This window comes from Saccharopolyspora sp. NPDC050642, assembly GCF_040654735.1.
GTDB classification, from domain to species: Bacteria; Actinomycetota; Actinomycetes; order Mycobacteriales; family Pseudonocardiaceae; genus Saccharopolyspora; species Saccharopolyspora elongata.
Genome location: NZ_JBFAIN010000018.1, coordinates 96,003 through 114,071, shown reverse-complemented (window position 1 = coordinate 114,071; position 18,069 = coordinate 96,003). Strand labels below are relative to the sequence as shown.

Here is an 18,069-nt window from a genome sequence, read left to right as displayed (position 1 = left end):
CCGGATCAGTAACCGGATCATGGCACGGAGCCGATCTCCCCGGCAGCGACGAACGGACCAACCCAGCCCACCCCGTCCGGTCGACCCGAAAGACCAAGCTGTCCCGCGAAACCGCGCGCCAGGTAGTGGCGAAGACGCCGAGTGGGACCCGGTTCGCACCGACCCGCTGTTGATCGTCTTGGCCGGCAAGCTGGAAGAGGACCACACGATCGCGTTCTACGACGCGCTCATCGTTGAAGCAGCCTTGCGATCGGGCGCAACGAAGCTGCTTACCGAGGACATGCAACACGGCCGGCACTTCGGGAACCTGGTCATCGAGAACCCGTTCCGGCCCTGAAACGCCGAGCGGGCCGCCTCCTGGAGGAGACGGCCCGCCTTCGGTTTCCGGATCAGCCGAGTTCGATGATCAGGTCGCCGCCCTCGACCTGCTGGACCGCGCCGATCGCCAGGCGCTTCACCCGGCCGCCCTGCGGGGCCGTGATCGCCGCCTCCATCTTCATCGCCTCGATGGTGGCGATCGTCTGGCCCGACTCCACCGCGTCGCCTTCGCCGACCGACAGCGTCACCACGCCCGCGAACGGCGCCGGCACGTGGCCGGGGTTGGACCGGTCGGCCTTCTCCGCGACCGGCAGGTTCGTGGCCACCGAGCGGTCGCGGACCTGGATCGGCCGCAGCTGCCCGTTGAGGATCGCCATCACGGTGCGGATGCCGCGCTCGTCGGGCTCGCTGATCGCTTCCAGGCCGATCAGCAGCCGCACGCCCGGCTCCAGGTCCACCGAGTACTCCTCCCCCGCGCGCAGCCCGTAGAAGAAGTCCTTGCTGCGCAGCAGGGAGGTGTCGCCGTACGCCTCGCGGTGCTCGGTGAACTCCTTGGTGGGCTTGGCGAACATCAGCCGGTTCAGGGTGTTCCGGCGGTCCGAGACGAGCCCCTCGCGGTCCTCATCGGACAGTTCCGCGAGCTTGCGCACCGCGGTGCGGCCCGCCAGCGCGCGGGTGCGGAACGGCTCCGGCCAGCCCGCCGGCGGCTCGCCGAGCTCGCCCTGCAGGAACCCGATCACCGAGTCCGGGATGTCGAACTTGCGCGGGTCGGCCTCGAAGTCGGCCGGGTCCACGCCGGCGCCCACCAGGTGCAGCGCCAGGTCGCCGACCACCTTCGACGAGGGGGTCACCTTGACCAGCCGGCCGAGGATCCGGTCGGCCGCGGCGTACATCGCCTCGATCTCCTCGAACTTGTCGCCCAGCCCGAGCGCGACCGCCTGGGTGCGCAGGTTCGACAGCTGGCCGCCGGGGATCTCGTGCTTGTACACGCGCCCGGTCGGCGACGCCAGGCCCGCCTCGAAGGGCTGGTAGACCTTGCGCACCGACTCCCAGTACGGCTCCAGGTCGCACACCGCCTGCAGGTCCAGCCCGGTGGCCTGCTCGGTGTAGTCGGTGGCGGCCACCACCGACGACAGCGCGGGCTGCGAGGTGGTGCCGGCCAGCGACGCCGTCGCGGCGTCCACCGCGTCCGCCCCGGCCTGGACGGCCGCCAGGTAGGTGGCCAGCTGGCCACCCGGCGTGTCGTGGGTGTGCACGTGGACCGGCAGGTCGAATTCCTCGCGCAGCGCGGAGATCAGCTTCGCCGCCGCCGGCGGGCGCAGCAGCCCGGCCATGTCCTTGACCGCCAGCACGTGCGCGCCGGCGTCGACGATCTGCTCGGCCAGCCGCAGGTAGTAGTCCAGCGTGTACAGCTTCTCGTCCGGGTTGGACAGATCGGCCGTGTAGCACAGCGCGACCTCGGCGACCGACTTCCCGGTGGCCCGCACCGCCTCGATGGCCGGGCGCATCTGCTCGACGTCGTTGAGGGCGTCGAAGATGCGGAAGATGTCGATGCCGGTGTCGGTGGCCTCCTGCACGAAGTGCTCGGTCACCTCGGTCGGGTAAGGCGTGTAGCCGACCGTGTTCCGGCCGCGCAGCAGCATCTGCAGGCAGATGTTGGGCACCGCCTCGCGCAGCTTCGCCAGCCGCTCCCACGGGTCCTCGGCGAGGAACCGCAGCGCCACGTCGTAGGTTGCGCCGCCCCAGCACTCCAGGGACAGCAGCTCCGGCGTCAGCCGCGCCACGTGCGGCGCGACCGCGAGCAGGTCGCGGGTGCGTACTCGGGTCGCCAGCAGCGACTGGTGGGCGTCCCGGAAGGTGGTGTCGGTGACGCCGACGGCCTTGGATTCCCGCAGCCAGCGGGCGAAGCCCTCCGGGCCGAGCTCGGTGAGCCGCTGCTTGGAGCCGGCCGTCGGCGGCACCGACAGGTCGATCTCCGGCAGCTTGTGCACCGGGTCCGGGGTGGTCGGGCGCTCGCCGTTGGGCCGGTTGACGGTGACGTCGGCGAGGTAGTTCAGCAGCCGGGTGCCGCGGTCGGCCGAGTGGCGGGCGGTGAGCAGGTGCGGCCGCTCGCCGATGAACGATGTGGTGACCTTGCCCGCGGCGAAGTCCGGATCGTCCAGCACCGCCTGCAGGAACGGGATGTTCGTGGACACGCCGCGGATGCGGAACTCGGCGACCGCGCGGCGGGCGCGGGCGACGGCGGTGGCGAAGTCGCGGCCCCGGCAGGACAGCTTCACCAGCATCGAGTCGAAGTGCGCGCTGACGCTGGTGCCGGCGAACGCGGTGCCGCCGTCGAGCCGGATGCCCGCGCCGCCCGGCGAGCGGTAGGCGCTGATCATGCCGGTGTCCGGGCGGAACCCGTTGGCCGGGTCCTCCGTGGTGATGCGGCACTGCAGGGCCGCGCCGCGCAACCGGATCGCGTCCTGCGTCATGCCGAGGTCTTCGAGCGTCTCGCCGGCGGCGATGCGCAGCTGCGACTGCACCAGGTCGGCGTCGGTGACCTCCTCGGTGACCGTGTGCTCCACCTGGATGCGCGGGTTCATCTCGATGAACACGTGGCGGCCCTGCTCGTCGACCAGGAACTCCACGGTGCCCGCGTTGACGTAGCCGATCTTGCGGGCGAAGGCGACGGCGTCGGCGCAGATCCGCTCCCGCAGCTGCGGGTCCAGGTTCGGCGCCGGGGCGATCTCGATGACCTTCTGGTGGCGGCGCTGCACGGAGCAGTCGCGCTCGTAGAGGTGGATCACGTTGCCCGCGGCGTCGGCGAGGATCTGCACCTCGATGTGCCGCGGGTTGATGACCGCCTGCTCCAGGAAGACCGTCGGGTCTCCGAAGGCCGATTCGGCCTCGCGCATCGCGGCTTCCAGCGCCTCGCGCAGCCCGGCGGGGTTGTCGACGCGGCGCATGCCGCGCCCGCCGCCACCGGCGACGGCCTTGACGAACACCGGGAACGTCATGCTCTCGGCGGCGGTGAGCAGCTCGTCGATCTCGCGGGACGGCGCCGAGGAGTCCAGCACCGGCACGCCGGCCTCGCGGGCGGCGGCGACCGCGGTCGCCTTGTTGCCGGTCATCTGCAGGATCTCGTGGCTGGGGCCGACGAAGGTGATCCCGGCTTCCCGGCAGGCGCGCGCCAGCTCGGGGTTCTCGGAGAGGAAGCCGTAGCCGGGGTAGACGGCGTCCGCGCCGGCCTCCCGCGCGGCCTTGACGATCTCCTCGACGGACAGGTAAGCGCGGACGGGATGCCCAGGCTCGCCGATCTCGTACGACTCATCGGCTTTCAGGCGGTGCAGCGAGTTGCGGTCTTCGTGGGGGAACACCGCGACCGTGCCCGCGCCTAGTTCGTACGCGGCGCGGAACGCGCGGATCGCAATCTCGCCGCGATTCGCGACGAGGACCTTGCGGAACATGCCGGCTCCTCCTGGGCAGGTGTCGGTCGGTGTGAGCACCGTACCGCGAAAATTCCCCTAACCGGGAGAACCTCTCAGGTGATGGACACCTCGGTACCTTTATGACCTGCCCAAATACCGGATCAATGCAAGGTCTAGACCAAAAGAAATCGGCGAAAATTTCGCTTGAGTCGAATTTTCGATCTCTTACTGGAGCCCAGGCGTGGCGCCCGCTCCGGATCGCCGCCCGATCGGCGGCTGCCGGCCCCAGAAGACCACAAGACCGTGGATGGCGCCGGAAAGCTCGAACGCTTCGCCCGACCTGGTACTGGCCGGGCGCTCTGCCGGATCCGACCCTCGCGGTCCCACCGACGGGACTGCGACCGGTGACGTCGTTCCGCTCCAACGACCACCGAGAACTACCAGTCCGCCTGACGCCCCAACGTGGGGAAGCCGCGCGCAAAGCCCGCGCGACCGGCCCGTTCACCTCGCCCATCGAGACGAACGGGCCGTTCGCTCAGCTCTTCTCCAGGTACTCCGCGCGTTCGGCGTCGACGACCTCCGCGACCATCCGGGCCAGGCCCGGGTGGTTCCGCAGCCGTGGGTCCTCGCCGACCACCCGGTCCGCCTCCTCGCGGGCCTGGGCGATCACGTCCTCGTCGCGCAGCAGCGACAGCATCTTCAGCCCCGACTTCCGGCCCGACTGCGCCGCGCCGAGGATGTCGCCCTCGCGGCGCAGTTCCAGGTCCAGGCGGGCCAGCTCGAAGCCGTCCGTGGTGGAGGCGACCGCGTCCAGCCGGTCCCGCGTCGTGGTACCCGCCGTCGCCTCGCTGACCAGCAGGCACAGGCCCGGCGCGCTGCCCCGGCCGACGCGGCCGCGCAGCTGGTGCAGCTGGCTGACGCCGAACCGGTCGGCGTCCATGATCACCATGACGGTCGCGTTCGGGACGTTGACCCCGACCTCGATGACGGTGGTGGCGACCAGCACGTCGAGCTCGCACGCGGCGAAGGCGCGCATCACCGCGTCCTTGTCGTCGGCGGGCAGCCTGCCGTGCAGGATGCCCAGCCGCAGGCCCGCCAGCGGCCCGGCCGCGAGCTGCTCCGCGACGTCGAGCACCGCCAGCGGCGGCCGCCGCTCCTCGCCGTCCTCCGGCGGCGGCTCCTCGCCGCCGCCGTCGCTGTCGTCCACAGCGGACTTCGCCGCTTTCTTCTTGCCCTTGCCCGGGTTCTCCTCGTCGTCGCCGATCCGCGGGCACACCACGTAGACCTGGTGCCCGGCCGCGACCTCCTCGTGGATGCGCGCCCAGGCCCGGTCCAGCCAGGCCGGTTTCTCCGCCACCGGAACGACGCTCGTGCTGATCGGCGAGCGGCCGCGCGGAAGTTCCCGCAGCGCCGAGGTTTCCAGGTCGCCGTAGACCGTCATCGCCACCGTGCGCGGGATCGGCGTCGCGGTCATGACGAGCACGTGCGGCGACGCGTCGTCCCCGCCGCGCGCCCGCAGCGCATCGCGCTGCTCGACGCCGAAGCGGTGCTGCTCGTCCACCACGACCAGGCCGAGATCCGCGAACGACACCCGGTCCTGGATCAGCGCGTGCGTGCCGACGACGATCCCGGCTTCGCCGGAAGCCGCCTCCAGCAAGGCCTTCTTGCGCTGCGCCGCGTTCAGCGAGCCGGTCAGCAGCGTGACGCGCGTGGCGTTCTCCGCGCCGCCGAGCTCGCCGGCCATCGCCAGGTCGCCGAGCAGTTCGCGCAGCGATCGGGCGTGCTGCGCGGCGAGCACCTCGGTCGGCGCGAGCATCGCCGCCTGCCGGCCGGAGTCCACCACCTGCAGCATCGCGCGCAGCGCCACCACCGTCTTGCCACTGCCGACCTCGCCCTGCACCAGGCGGTTCATCGGGTGCTCGGTGGTCAGGTCGGCGGCGATCTGCTCGCCGATCTCCTGCTGCCCCTTGGTCAGCTCGAACGGCATCCGCTGGTCGAACGCCGCCAGGACGCCGTCGTCGCGCATCCGGCACACCGGCGCCGGGTGCGACTTCGCCGCGCCGCGCAGCTGCGCGAGCGCCAGCTGGACCGCCAGCGCCTCGTCCCACTTCAGCCGGTCCTGCGCGGCCTGGACGTCGCCGAAGTTCTGCGGGCGGTGGATCTTGCGCAGCGCCGACTCGAGATCGGCCAGCCCCATCCGGTCGCGCAGCTCCGCCGGCAGCGGGTCTTCGGCGCCGTCCCAGACGTCCAGCACCTGGCCCACGCACCGCGCGATGGACCACGACGGCAGGCCCTGCGCTGCCGGGTAGACCGGGAGCACCGCGGAGGCGAATTCCTCGGCCGCCGAACCGAGATCGGTCTTGTCCGCGTCGAAGAGCTGGTACTCGGGGTGCGCCAGCTGCAGCTGGTCGCGGAAGGCGGTGACCTTGCCCGCGAACATGCCGCGCCGCCCCGGCAGCAGCTCGCGCTCCCGCCACGCCTGGTTGAAGAACGTGCAGCTCAGCGAGCGGTGGCCGTCGGTGATCCGGGCCTCGACGATGGTGCCGCGGCGGGACTTCATGGTGCGCTTGCTGACCCGCTCGACCTTCGCGAGCACCGTGGCGTGCTCGCCGAGCTCCAGCCCGGCGATCGCGGTCAGCTCGCCGCGCTCGGCGTAGCGGCGCGGGTAGTGGCGCAGCAGATCCCCCACCGTGACGAGGCCCAGCGCCGAATCGAGCGCCTTGCCGGTCTTGGCGCCGAGCACCCGGTCGAGCTTCGCGTCCAATGTGGTCACTGCATGTCCTCCGCCGTGCGCATCGTCACCGGTCGTCCCGCCGGGCAGGCACCCGCAAGCTATCGGACGGCACCGACGAGTCGATCAGTCGGTGGTGGCGACCCGCGCGCTCTGGCTGCCCAGCCGCCAGCCGAGCCAGCCCGCGAGCGCACCGCCCAGCAGCAGCCAGCCCTGCGCGTGGAGATCGACGGTGTCCCGGAAGTCCGTGGCGTCCAGGTTGGTGAGCGTGGTCAGCACGACGGTGCCGAGCATCAGCGAGCCGAAGACGCCCAGCGCCGCCCCGGCCCAGGCCAGGCCGCGCCGCCGCAGCACCCCGCGGACCCCGAACACGCTCCACACCGCGGCTACCGCCAGCCACCAGACGAGCTTGTCGAACAGGAAGTCGCGCAGCGAGCTGGAACTCTTCGGCGACCCCGACGACGTCCACTCGATCGCGATGGGCTCCGGCAACCTGGCGCGCAGCAGCAGCGGGACGGCGATCATCAGCAGCGCTATGAGCACGGTCCAGCCACCGACGAACCACAGATACCGGCTTCGGACACTCACTGGACGCTCCCGGGACAGTCGACGACCAGTAACGACAGTAGCGCCAGGCCGCCGCCACCGGTCGGCCCGGCCGGGCATCGCCGACCGGGCCGGGGCTGGTCAGGCGGCCGTGACCGGCTGCGGGGCCCGGTCCAGGCGCCACCGGCGCGTCACGAACAGCGCCAGCGCGGCCATCAGCACCCAGCCGACCAGGCCGGTGATCCCGGCGATGACCACGTTCGGCGGCTCGGCCGCGGAACCCAGGATCATCGGCAGCCCGGCGGACGCGTTGAACGAGCCGTGGCACAGCACCGCGGGCCAGACGCTGCCCGAGTACAGCCGCAGCCAGCCCATCAGCACCCCGTAGATCACGCAGAACCCGGTGAACAGGACCGCCGCCCAGGGGCCGAGCTGCGGGTAGTTGTAGCCGAGCAGCGTCAGCGGTGCGTGCCAGACGCCCCAGATCAGGCCGGAGAGCAACAGCGCGGGCCAGGTGCCGAACTCCATCAGCCGCGGCAGCAGCCAGCCCCGCCAGCCCCACTCCTCGCCGAAGGCCGGCACCGAGTTGATCAGCGGCGCGAACAGGACCATCGACACCAGCTGGATCAGCACGATGGTCCCGACGCCGATCGGCGGGGCGCCGCCCATGCCCTCGCGCATCAGGCTGAAGTCGAAGTCCACCGCGAGGACCCCGACGGCCGCGCTCAGCGCGACGGCCGCCGCGCTGATCAGCGGCGGGCCGAGCCAGGCGGCCAGCAGCAGCACGACCGTGCGCCCCTTGCGCGGCCCGAAGGTCAGGCCGGTCGCGCGGGCCCATTCGCGGGCCGGCACGCGGCGGTCCAGCAGCCGCACCGCGAGCACGCCCAGGGTCGGCGTGAACATCATGACTCCGGCGAGCCACGGGAAACCGCTGCCCAGGCCGCCCGCGAGCCACAGCGGCAAGGCCACCAGCCACGCGCCGCCCAGCGCCACCAGCAAGTACACCCACAGATCGCGACGTCCCACGTTGTCTCCCCTCACAGCGCCGAGCGTTCGGTGATGAGCGCGTTGACCAGTTCCGCGCCGCGTTCGGCGTGGCCGACGCTGATGTAGAAGTCGCGGCCGGAGGTCAGCCGCAGGACCAGGCATTCGCCGCCGCGCAGCATGATCGCGGTGCTGTTCGGCAGAACCCGGTAGCCCCAGCCACCGACCTCCAGCGGACGCCGGGTCTCGCCCCTCGCGCCGTCGATCTTCGTCAGCGGGATCAGCCGGGCCGGCCAGCGCTGCGGCCCGAACGCGACCCGGACCCCGCGCTCGTCGATCTGCACCCGCGCCGAGGACAGGGCCAGGCAGGCCGCGCCCGCCAGCAGCGGGGACAGCACGATCGGCCAGGGCTGGAGGACGGCGGTCGCGGCCGCGACCAGCAGCACGAGCCAGCCACCCGCGCGGAGCGCCGGGCTCGACACCGACGCCAGCCACACCGCCCGCTGGCCCGGCTTCAGCGCCAGCTCCGGTCCCTCGGCCGTGTCTTGCGCGCCCTCGTCCGGCCCCCGGTGGCAGGCGAACCAGCCGAGCCGGCCGGCGAGCGCCCCGATCAGCAGCACCGGGATCACCTGCCAGTTCATCGACCGCGCCTGCCGCCACTCGGCGACGTCGAGGTTCGACCACACCGTCAGCGCCGCCAGGCCGATCATGAACACCGCGCCGGCGGCGAGGATGGCGCCCGCGGCGGCACGGGTGCGGCGTTGCCGCCAGCCGCGCGCGGCGTACCCGGCGACGGCCAACCCGAGCACCAGCCAGCCGACCGGCACGAAGATCAGGAAAGCCGCGACCGACGTCGAGTCGTTCGGCGCGCCGGCGAAGCCCCAGTGCGACGCGATCGGATCGGGCAGCCGGTCGCGGAAGGCCTGGATGCCGACGAAGAGCACTGCCGTCACGGCCACGACCCAGAGGCCCGAGGCGGCCAGGAACCGGGTGCGGTAGGTCATTTCGCCTCCTGCGTCTGGTGGGCCACCCGACTCCGGCCCGGATGAATCCCTCAACTCTCCCCCTGCCTGATCCACTCGATGACGTCGTCCGGCCGATAGCCGTGGCGCTCGGCCTCGGCCAGCAGCTCGCCGACCTTCCGCTGCAGCGCGGCCTTCGCATCCGGGCGGCGCAGCACCGTGACGCCGCGCCCGCGGCGGAACTCCAGCAGCCCCTCTTCGCGCAGCTCGCGCAGCGCGCGGAGCACGGTGTTGGGGTTGATCTGCAGCGCGACCGCCAGGTCCCGCGCGGGCGGCAGTCGATCGCCCGGCGCGACCTCGCCGTCGGTGATGGCGCGCCGGATGGCGTCGGCGGCCTGCTCGTGCAGCGGCCGCTGATCGTGCAAATCCAACGAAAGCAACATGGTGCTAATGACACTAGCACCATTCATTTCTTACCTGCCAGCAGCCTCACCGTTCGCGCAGGTCAGGACCCGTGCGTACGTTTTGTCGCCATAGCAGCAAGCAGTGCACACGGGCCTGACCAGGCAAAACGCGACCGCATCGGAGCGATGCCGGCGCCGGCGGAGGTGCTACTCGACGCCGATGAGGAGCAGGGCGTCGAGGTTCCCGCCCGGGTAGTGGGCGAACTCGACCTCGGGATGGGCGTGGCGGAGGTGCCCGGCCAGCGCATCCGGCAGGCCGTCCGGGGCATCGGCCCGGACCAGCGCCGTGAGCAGCTCGCCACCAGTGGCGAGCATCCTGGTGGCGAGGTCACGGGCCGCGGCGGGCACGTCGTCGCCGATGAGCACGACCTCGCCGTCGATCAGCCCGAGCACGTCGCCGGGCAGGCAGCGGCCGACCCAGGTCAGCGCCTCGGCATCGGCGATGCGCAGCTCGCCGCGCCGCGTCGCGGCCGCCGCCTCGGCCATCGCCACCTGGTCGGCGGCCCGGCGCCGGGTCGGATCGTGCACCGCGAGCGCGGCCAGCCCCTGCACCGGCGACGCCATCGGCACCACGACCACGTCCTGCCCCTCGCCGATCGCGCCGACCCGCTCCACCGCGGCGGCCGTCGCCGCGTCGTTGGGCAGCACGACGACGTGCGCGGCGCCGGTCGCGACGAACGCCTCGCGGAGCCGCTCCTCGGTCAGCTCCGCGCCGCCGACCAGCACATCCGCGCCCTCGGCGGCGAACAGCTCCCCCAGGACGTCGTCGGTGACGCAGGCGAGCACGGCGACGTCCCGCGCGAACGCGGCCTGCTGGTCGGCGAACCGGGTGACCTTGATCTTGTGCACGCGCCCGGTCCCGATGCCCGACTCGATCGCCGCCCCGATGTCGTCGCAGTGCACGTGCACGGCCCAGGAATCCGCGCCGTCACCGACCACCGACACGCAGTCGCCGAGCGCGCACAACGCATCGCGCAGCGCCGCGACCCGGTCCTGATCGGTGTCGGCCAGCAGGTACATGACCTCGTACTCGTGCTGCGACTCGTGCTCCAGCACACCCGAATCGCCCGGCACCGGCGCCTCCGGCGCGAGGCGCTCGCCGTCGCGCACCACCGCGTGCAACGCGTCGAGCATGATCACCAGGCCCCGCCCGCCGGCATCGACGACGCCGGCGTCGGAGAGCGCCGCGAGCTGGCCCGGAGTAGCGGCCAACGCGTCGACAGCCGCCCGGGTCGCGCGGTGCACGACAGCGTCGAGCTCGCCGGAACCGGCCGCGAGCGCCGCAGCGCGCAACACCGACAGCACCGTGCCTTCAACGGGCTCGGCGACGGCGTGCCTGGCCAGCTCGTCCGCGCGGGCCAACGCCGCACCGAACGCCCGGCCGTCGGCTTCGGCGACGTCGCGCAACGACTCGGCGATACCGCGCAGGGCCTGCGAGAGCAGCACGCCGGAGTTCCCGCACGCGCCGCCGAGCGCACCCTTCGACAACGCGGCGAGAACACCGCCGAGCGTGTCCGGCTCGACCGCGTCGAGCGCTTCCACCGCCGCGCGCATCGTGTGCAGCAGGTTCGTGCCGGTGTCGCCGTCGGCGACCGGGTAGACGTTGATCCGGTCGATCGCGTCGCGCTCGGCCGCCAGCCCGGCCAGCGCCAGGTCGGCCCACCGGCGGGCAGCCGCCGCAGTCAGCGTCCGCAACACCCGCGACCTCCCACGCAGCCACCTACGATCGGATTGTCCGAGACTAGTCGCTGTGCGCGCCGGGTTCGGCACGCATCGGCACTCGCCCCCACCGCCGGGAGCGCCTCCGCCGGTGGGCTACACTGATCCGGTCCCAGGGTGGCGATGACCCCGGGCAACCGGGTTCTCCGGGCTGAGGCCGCCGGTCACGGCGGTGGACAGTGAGCGCTCACGCGAGGCTGATGCGGCCGTGGTGCGCTTGCGGCTCTCATCGCTGTAACCGTCAAGCAAAGTTAAGGGGTGTCTGACGTGGCTGCCGTCTGCGACGTCTGCGGTAAGGGACCAGGCTTCGGCAACTCGGTCTCGCACTCCCACCGGAAGACCAAGCGCCGGTGGAACCCGAACATTCAGACCGTGCACGCCAAGATCGGCCTTTCGCAGCGCAAGCGCATGAACGTGTGCACCTCTTGCCTGAAGGCCGGCAAGGTCGTCCGCGGCTGAACTCGACTGCGCGCAAAACCCCGGGGCCCAGCGCCCCGGGGTTTTCTGCGTTCACGGCCTCACGAAGCATGGTTGCGCCATTGCGGGCCGACCTTCTCCCACTCCGCGGCCCAGGCCGCGAGCCGCCTGCGGGTCACGATCAACCGGGCCCCCATCAGGGCGACCGTGGTGACCAGCGCAGATCCGAGCAGCACGCTCGCCCCGGCCATCCCGGCGGCCTGAGTCGCCTCGGCGCGGGTCAGCGGCGGCGAGGTCGGCCGCCCCTGCTGGTCCAGCCACACCGGCACGGTTCCGGCCGCCGGGGCGCGGGCCGGTAGCTCGATGACGGCGAAGCGCTCGTCCGGCGACTGCCCCCAGCGCACCGCGACCGGTCGGTGCGCGTTCCCGGCGCCGGCACCGAGCTCGGCGACGACCGTCGCCACCACCTGGTGCTTGGCCGCCTGCTCGCGATCCACATCGGCGAGCCGGCCGCGCAGCTCGGACTGCGCGACGAACAGGGCCGCCACCACGGTGGCGACCGCGATCAGCGCGACCAGCAGCAGCGCGGCGGGCTCGAAGTAGTCGGTGCGCCGCCGCATCGGGTTCGCGCCCGGGAAAATCCTGCGGATCAGGCACCGCAGGTCGCTGCCGTTCCGGCCGGCTCTCATGGCGAGCCTTCTTCCGCCCTGAACGCATCATCCGGCAAGGGCCAATGTACGACCGGGCGGAACCGAAATCCATACGCCGCGAGCAGGCAAAACGCACCTGCGCCGGGACTACGGCAGCTTCCAGTCGATGGGGTCCATGCCGCGGCGTTCGAGGATCTCGTTCACCCGGCTGAACGGGCGGGAACCGAAGAAGCCGCGGTCGGCCGACATCGGGCTCGGGTGCGGCGATTCGACGCACTCCACGCCGGGCATCAGCGGGCGCAGGTCGCGGGCATCGCGGCCCCAGAGGATCGCCACCAGCGGCTCCTCCCGCGCGGCCAGCGCGCGGATGGCCTGCGCGGTGATCTCCTCCCAGCCCTTGCCCCGGTGCGAACCGGGGTTGCGGGGCCGGACCGTCAGCGACCTGTTGAGCAGCAGCACCCCGCGCTCGGTCCACGGCGTGAGGTCGCCGCCGGAAGGCGTGGGGTGACCGAGGTCCTCGGTGTACTCGCGGTAGATGTTGACCAGGCTGCGCGGCGGCGCGACGCCGGGCGCGACGGAGAAGCTGAGGCCGACCGCGTGCCCGGGCGTCGGGTACGGGTCCTGGCCCACGATCAGCACCCGCACGTCGTGGAACGGCTGCTGGAAGGCGCGGAGCACGTGCTCCGGGGCGGGCAGGTACGTCCGGCCCTCGGCTACCTCGGTGCGCAGGAACTCGCCCATCTTCTTGATCTGATCGGCGACCGGCTCCAGGGCTTTCGCCCACCCGGCCTCCACGAGTTCGTGCAACGGCTGTGCGACCATCCGAGCACCCTAGCGAGCTACCAAGATCGCCCTCCGGACAACCCCCGAGATCGACTTCGAGCGATCAATGTGTCGCACGTCACACTCGATGGAAGTAACATGCCGGGCGATATGGCGCACACCCGTATCCGACCGTCACACGAAAGCACCATTTCCGCTAGTCATCCGCCGAATTCGGCTGTCAAATCGGCGACACTCCGACACAACGCGCGGACCGCTCGATCGGTGACCTTTTGCATATAGGAAATAACATCGGAATAACGCAATCCACGTCTTTTGGTGGCCTCCTCAAGGCCGCTCGGCTAGGTTCACCGGAGTTCTGAAGACCGCAAGGGTGGATGGCATGACCCGGAGGTGGGCCGCAAACTCATGACTTCGCAGGAATCAGCCGAAACATCAGCCGAGCAGCGCTCCCTGCTCCGTCGCGCGGTTGGCGCAGCGGCAATCGGCAACTGCACGGAGTGGTACGACTTCGGCGTATATGCATATGTGGCCGCATACGTGGGCCACCAGTTCTTCCCCGGCCCGCTCGAGACCATCTCGGCCTTCGGCGTCTTCGCGATCTCCTTCCTGTTCCGGCCGCTGGGCAGCCTGTTCTTCGGCCCGCTGGGCGACCGGATCGGCAGGCAGAAGGTGCTGGCGCTGACGATCCTGCTGATGTCCGGATCGACGTTCGTCATCGGCCTGCTGCCGACTTACGAGGCCATCGGCGTCTTCGCGCCGATGCTCCTGCTGCTGTGCCGGTTGCTGCAGGGCTTCTCGACCGGCGGCGAATACGGCGGCGCGGCGACCTACATCGCCGAGTTCGCGCCCGACCGCCGCCGCGGCTTCTGGGGTAGCTGGCTGGAATTCGGCACGCTCGTCGGATTCGGATTCGGCGCGCTGGTGCCGACGATCCTGATCTTGAACCTGGACAGCGCCTCGATGGAAAGCTGGGGCTGGCGCATTCCGTTCCTGATCGCCGGTCCGCTCGGCGCCGTCGGCCTCTACTTGCGGAGCAAGCTGGAGGACACCCCGGCGTTCAAGCAGTTGGAAGCGACGCACCAGGTGGCCAAGTCGCCGCTGAAGGACCTGATCAAGGAATGGTGGCGGCAGCTGCTGATCCTGATGGGCATCGTGGTGCTGATCAACATCGCCAACTACACGATCCTGACCTACATGGAGACGTACCTCAAGAACACGCTCCACGTGGAGGACGGTCAGGAGTACCAGGTCCTGGTCCCGCTGCTGCTCACGGTGCTGTTCATGCTGGTGATCATCACCCCGGTGGGCGCGCTGTCGGACCGGATCGGCCGCAAGCCGCTGTTCCTGTCCGCGGCGATCTGCTTCATCGTGCTGCCGATCCCGGCGTTCATGCTGATCTCCCAGGGCACCGTGCTGACCACGATCCTGGGGCTGGGCCTGCTGGCGATCGGGCACGTGCAGCTGATCGGGCCGCTGGCGGCGACGCTGCCGGCGATGTTCCCGACGAAGGTCCGCTACGCGGCCTTCTGCATCGGGTACAACATCTCCACGGCGGCCTTCGGCGGGACCGCGCCGCTGGTCAACGACGCCGTGGTCACCTCGACCGGCAACACCATGTTCCCGGCGTTCTACCTGATGGCCGCGGCCCTGGTGGCGCTGGTGCCGATCCTGCTGATGAAGGAGACGGCGAACAAGCCGCTGATGCAGGACGCGCCTGCCCCGGCGGGTTCCTCGGCGAGCTAGTCGCACCGAACGCGGAGAACCCCGATGCGCCAGTGGCGCATCGGGGTTCTCCGCGTTCGGGGAAGTCCTCGGCGATCCCGCCTCAACGCCAGTGCTCCCAGCCCGCGGGGCCCTCGTACTCGCCGCCGTCCACCGTGACACCGGCGCCCTCGGCGACCACGCCGATCGCGCGCCAGCCCTCCGGCAGCGGACGTCCCGGCGGGAACGTCGCGGCCAGCGCCTGGTCCTCGCCGCCGGTGAGCACCCAGTGCCGGGCGTCCGCGCCCAGCGCCGAGGCGACCTCGGTCAGCCGCTGCGGCACCTCGACCTGCTCGGTGCGGACGTCGATGGCCACCTGCGACGCCTCGGCGATGTGCCCGAGATCGGCCAGCAGCCCGTCCGAGGTGTCCACCATGGACGTCGCGCCCGCGACGGCCGCCTGCGGCCCCGCCGCGTACGGCGGCTCCGGCACGCGGTGCGCGCCGACGACCGCGACCGGCGAGCGGAAACCCCGCCCCAGCACGGCCAAGCCGGCCGCCGACCAGCCCAGCCGGCCGGCCACCGCGACCACGTCCCCCGGCCGCGCGCCCGAACGCGTCACCGGCTCCCGGCCCTGCAGGTCGCCCAGGGCTGTGATCGAGATCGTCAGTGAGGTCGCCGACACCATGTCGCCGCCGACGATGCCGATGCCGACCCGCTGTGCTTCTTCCCACATGCCCGCGGACAGCTCGTCGGCCACGCTCGTCGGCAGGTCCGGGGAGCAGGCCAGGCCCACCAGCAGGCCGGTCGGCACCGCGCCCATCGCGGCGATGTCCGAGAGGTTTACGGCGACGGCCTTGCGGCCCACCTGCTCCGGTGTCGACCAGTCGAAACGGAAGTGCACCCCTTCGACCAGCACGTCGGTGGCGGCCACCACCCTGCCGTCCGGGGCCGCCAGGACCGCGGCGTCGTCACCCGGCCCGATTAACGTGCCAGGTGACTGCGGCCGCCCGGCCGTAACCCGATCGATGAGGCCGAACTCACCCAACTGGGAAACGGTCTGTGCGTCCTGCGATGAATCAGGACCCAACTGGGACCTTCCTTCCTTGAGCATCCGCTCGGTCCGATGGGGTAGCTTTCTGCCAGTTTCCTACCCCGAGCACATCGGCCACACGAAGGGGCACGCCGTGGTTCAGGCATACATCCTCATCCAGACCGAAGTCGGCAAGGCCGCCGCGGTCGCCAGCGAGATCCAGGACTTCGCCGGCATCATCAGCGCCGAAGACGTCACCGGCCCGTACGACGTGATCGTGCGCGCCGAGGCCGAGAACGTCGACCTGCTCGGCAAGATGGTCGTGGCGAAGATCCAGAACGTCGAAGGCATCACCCGCACCCTGACCTGCCCCGTGGTGCACCTGTGACGATCCGTCACTGAACTGGTTCCGCGTCGCCGGAGATCTCCCGCAGCGGCGCGAGCCACCCCGGGCGGCGGCGCCGCTCGAGGAAAGCGCGGATGGGCAGCCCGCACCAGAGTGGAGCACGGCCGGGCCGGTGACCGCACCCGGCGGCGGCCGTGCTGTAGTGGACGACGTGGTTCACCAATCAGCGCCCGGATTGCCCCGGCCGGTGTTGATCGTGGCGATCACGCTCGGCGCACTCCTCGCCCTGGCGGTCGCCGGCGTCGGCGCGTACGGCTGGTACGGCGAGCACCAGGCGCAGCAAGCCCAAGCGCAAGCGGAGGCGGCCCGGCGAAGCGGGCCGCTTCCGCTCGCGCCCGTCCCGGCGCCGAAGGCGTCGTCGCCGGAGTGCGCGGCGGTGCTCGAAGCGCTGCCGCGCGAGCTCGCCGTGGGCGACGCGCGCGTGCCGCGCCGCGCGCTGGCGGAGCCGGCGCCGGCCGGAACCGTCGCGTGGGGAGATGCGAAGCACGACCCGCTGACCGTGCGGTGCGGCATCGACGCCCCGCAGGAGCTGACGCCGACGGCGCAGCTGCTGGACGTCTCCGGCGTCAGCTGGCTGGAGATCAACCAGGGCGGCGACACCTCGTGGCTGGCGGTCGACCGCCCCGTGTACGTCGCGCTCACCGCCCCGGAGGGCACCGGGACCGGCCCCATCCAGGACCTCTCCGAGATCCTCCGCAACACCTTCCCCAAGCAGCCGGTCTTCCCCTGACGCACCAAAAAGGCCCGTGCACGTTCTGTGCTGCTCTAGCGACACAAAACGCGCACGGGCCTTGAGCTGTGGAAACCGCGTGCTCAGCGGAGGCCGGTGCCCCGGGAGACCGCCGTTTCGACGAGGGTGGTCAGCAGGGTCCGGTAGTCGACGCCCGTGTCCGCCCACATCCGCGGGTACAGCGAGATCGCCGTGAAGCCCGGCATCGTGTTGACCTCGTTGACGATCAGCTCGCCGTCCTCGGCGAGGAAGAAGTCGACCCGCGCCAAGCCCTGGCAGTCCAGCGCGCGGAAGGCCCGCACCGCCGCGGCGCGCAGCTCCTCGATCGCGTCGTCGCCGATCTTGGCCGGGATGTCGAACTCGGTGACGTCGTCGAGGTACTTGGACTCGTAGTCGTACCAGTCGGATTCGCCGGTGACCCGCAGCTCGGCGGGCAGCGACGCCTCGATCCGGCCGTCCGGGAACTCCAGCACGCCGCACTCGATCTCGCGGCCCACCACCGCCGACTCGATGATCACCTTCGGGTCGGTGCGCCGCGCCTCCGCGATCGCCGCGTCCAGGTCCGCCCAGTCGGTGACCTTGGTGATGCCCAGCGACGATCCGGCCCGCGTCGGCTTGACGAACACCGGCAGCCCGAGCCGTTCGCGCTGCCGCTCGTCCAGCGTGGCCTGATCGCGGCGCAGCACCTCGAAGCGCCCCACCCCCAGGCCCTCCGCGGCGAGCAGCTTCTTGGTGTACTCCTTGTCCATCGACACGGCGCTGGAGAGCACGCCCGCCCCGACGTAGGGCACGTCGGCCATCTCCAGCAGCCCCTGGATGGTGCCGTCCTCGCCGAACGCGCCGTGCAGCACCGGGAACACCACGTCGACCGACGACAGCACCTCGCCGCCGCGGCCCGGCTCCAGCAGCACCAGCTCGCGGCGGGTGGGGTCGCCGGGCAGCGCGAGAGCGGTGTTCGGCGCGACCTCGGGCGCCTGGCGGTCCCGGATCTCCAACTGCTTCGGGTCGTCGGTGCCGAGCACCCAGGCGCCCTCTCGGGTGATGCCGACCGGCAGGATCTCGAAGCGGTCCTGGTCCAGGTGCGCGAGCACGCTACCGGCGGACACGCAGGAAATGCCGTGCTCGGTGCTGCGCCCGCCGAAGACGACGGCCACCCGGGTCTTGCGCTGTGTCATGCGCCGGACCCTACCTGCCGTGCCGAGAGCCCGTTTC

At 71.4% G+C, this 18,069-nt stretch carries 16 protein-coding genes; 5 read left to right on the top strand and 11 right to left on the bottom strand.

Annotated elements, in window-relative coordinates:
* The first annotated feature begins 169 nt into the window (after positions 1-169).
* Positions 170-337 (top strand): hypothetical protein, encoded by a 168-nt coding sequence (locus AB0H93_RS25765; protein ID WP_358575731.1) that lies wholly within the window; start codon positions 170-172, stop codon positions 335-337.
* A 52-nt stretch (positions 338-389) separates the two neighbouring features.
* On the opposite strand, the gene AB0H93_RS25760 is transcribed toward AB0H93_RS25765, so the two are convergent.
* From AB0H93_RS25760 to AB0H93_RS25730, 7 genes are all read right to left on the bottom strand, one after another.
* The gene (locus tag AB0H93_RS25760) at positions 390-3,767 is read right to left on the bottom strand and encodes a pyruvate carboxylase (RefSeq protein ID WP_358575730.1); all 3,378 of its coding nucleotides are present in this window, start codon (positions 3,765-3,767) and stop codon (positions 390-392) included.
* 496 nt (positions 3,768-4,263) lie between these two features.
* Positions 4,264-6,501 (bottom strand): ATP-dependent DNA helicase RecG, encoded by a 2,238-nt coding sequence (gene recG, locus AB0H93_RS25755; protein ID WP_358575728.1) that lies wholly within the window; start codon positions 6,499-6,501, stop codon positions 4,264-4,266.
* 84 nt (positions 6,502-6,585) lie between these two features.
* Positions 6,586-7,047, bottom strand: a complete 462-nt coding sequence (locus AB0H93_RS25750; RefSeq protein ID WP_358575727.1) for a hypothetical protein — start codon at positions 7,045-7,047, stop codon at positions 6,586-6,588.
* A gap of 99 nt (positions 7,048-7,146) precedes the next feature.
* A complete protein-coding gene (locus tag AB0H93_RS25745) occupies positions 7,147-8,031 on the bottom strand; it encodes a CPBP family intramembrane glutamic endopeptidase (protein ID WP_358575725.1) in 885 nt (294 codons plus the stop codon).
* An 11-nt stretch (positions 8,032-8,042) separates the two neighbouring features.
* Positions 8,043-8,993, bottom strand: coding sequence for a DUF1648 domain-containing protein (locus AB0H93_RS25740; RefSeq protein ID WP_358575724.1), 951 nt, complete (start codon positions 8,991-8,993; stop codon positions 8,043-8,045).
* Positions 8,994-9,043: 50 nt separating this feature from the next.
* The gene (locus AB0H93_RS25735; protein ID WP_358575722.1) at positions 9,044-9,382 is read right to left on the bottom strand and encodes a GntR family transcriptional regulator; all 339 of its coding nucleotides are present in this window, start codon (positions 9,380-9,382) and stop codon (positions 9,044-9,046) included.
* 180 nt (positions 9,383-9,562) lie between these two features.
* Positions 9,563-11,113: a DAK2 domain-containing protein gene (locus AB0H93_RS25730; protein WP_358575721.1), complete on the bottom strand. Its 1,551-nt coding sequence runs from the start codon at positions 11,111-11,113 to the stop codon at positions 9,563-9,565.
* 288 nt (positions 11,114-11,401) lie between these two features.
* Here AB0H93_RS25730 and rpmB point away from each other — a divergent pair, with 288 nt between their 5' ends.
* A complete protein-coding gene (rpmB, locus tag AB0H93_RS25725; protein WP_093262649.1) occupies positions 11,402-11,593 on the top strand; it encodes a 50S ribosomal protein L28 in 192 nt (63 codons plus the stop codon).
* Positions 11,594-11,652: 59 nt separating this feature from the next.
* On the opposite strand, the gene AB0H93_RS25720 is transcribed toward rpmB, so the two are convergent.
* Entirely contained in the window at positions 11,653-12,240 is a 588-nt protein-coding gene (locus tag AB0H93_RS25720; RefSeq protein ID WP_358575719.1) for a hypothetical protein, read from the bottom strand.
* Between the two features lie 108 nt (positions 12,241-12,348).
* Positions 12,349-13,023, bottom strand: a complete 675-nt coding sequence (locus tag AB0H93_RS25715; RefSeq protein WP_358575718.1) for a uracil-DNA glycosylase — start codon at positions 13,021-13,023, stop codon at positions 12,349-12,351.
* A 489-nt stretch (positions 13,024-13,512) separates the two neighbouring features.
* Between AB0H93_RS25715 and AB0H93_RS25710 the strand changes: the two genes are divergently transcribed.
* Complete coding sequence (locus AB0H93_RS25710) at positions 13,513-14,730, top strand: MFS transporter (protein WP_358575716.1); 1,218 nt, start codon at positions 13,513-13,515, stop codon at positions 14,728-14,730.
* 82 nt (positions 14,731-14,812) lie between these two features.
* Here AB0H93_RS25710 and AB0H93_RS25705 read toward each other — a convergent pair whose 3' ends face one another.
* Positions 14,813-15,802, bottom strand: a complete 990-nt coding sequence (locus AB0H93_RS25705) for a thiamine-phosphate kinase (RefSeq protein ID WP_358388758.1) — start codon at positions 15,800-15,802, stop codon at positions 14,813-14,815.
* A 73-nt stretch (positions 15,803-15,875) separates the two neighbouring features.
* Between AB0H93_RS25705 and AB0H93_RS25700 the strand changes: the two genes are divergently transcribed.
* A complete protein-coding gene (locus AB0H93_RS25700; protein WP_358575715.1) occupies positions 15,876-16,109 on the top strand; it encodes an Lrp/AsnC ligand binding domain-containing protein in 234 nt (77 codons plus the stop codon).
* 214 nt (positions 16,110-16,323) lie between these two features.
* Positions 16,324-16,857, top strand: coding sequence for a DUF3515 domain-containing protein (locus AB0H93_RS25695; RefSeq protein WP_358575713.1), 534 nt, complete (start codon positions 16,324-16,326; stop codon positions 16,855-16,857).
* Positions 16,858-16,940: 83 nt separating this feature from the next.
* Here AB0H93_RS25695 and AB0H93_RS25690 read toward each other — a convergent pair whose 3' ends face one another.
* The gene (locus AB0H93_RS25690; RefSeq protein ID WP_358575711.1) at positions 16,941-18,032 is read right to left on the bottom strand and encodes a D-alanine--D-alanine ligase family protein; all 1,092 of its coding nucleotides are present in this window, start codon (positions 18,030-18,032) and stop codon (positions 16,941-16,943) included.
* Positions 18,033-18,069: the final 37 nt, after the last annotated feature.

Coding starts and splice junctions, on each gene's coding strand:
- AB0H93_RS25715 (WP_358575718.1), bottom strand. CDS start 13,023: ATGGTCGCACAGCCGTTGCACGAACTCGTGGAGGCCGGGTGGGCGAAA.
- AB0H93_RS25690 (WP_358575711.1), bottom strand. CDS start 18,032: ATGACACAGCGCAAGACCCGGGTGGCCGTCGTCTTCGGCGGGCGCAGC.
- AB0H93_RS25760 (WP_358575730.1), bottom strand. CDS start 3,767: ATGTTCCGCAAGGTCCTCGTCGCGAATCGCGGCGAGATTGCGATCCGC.
- AB0H93_RS25705 (WP_358388758.1), bottom strand. CDS start 15,802: ATGCTCAAGGAAGGAAGGTCCCAGTTGGGTCCTGATTCATCGCAGGAC.
- AB0H93_RS25720 (WP_358575719.1), bottom strand. CDS start 12,240: ATGAGAGCCGGCCGGAACGGCAGCGACCTGCGGTGCCTGATCCGCAGG.
- AB0H93_RS25740 (WP_358575724.1), bottom strand. CDS start 8,993: ATGACCTACCGCACCCGGTTCCTGGCCGCCTCGGGCCTCTGGGTCGTG.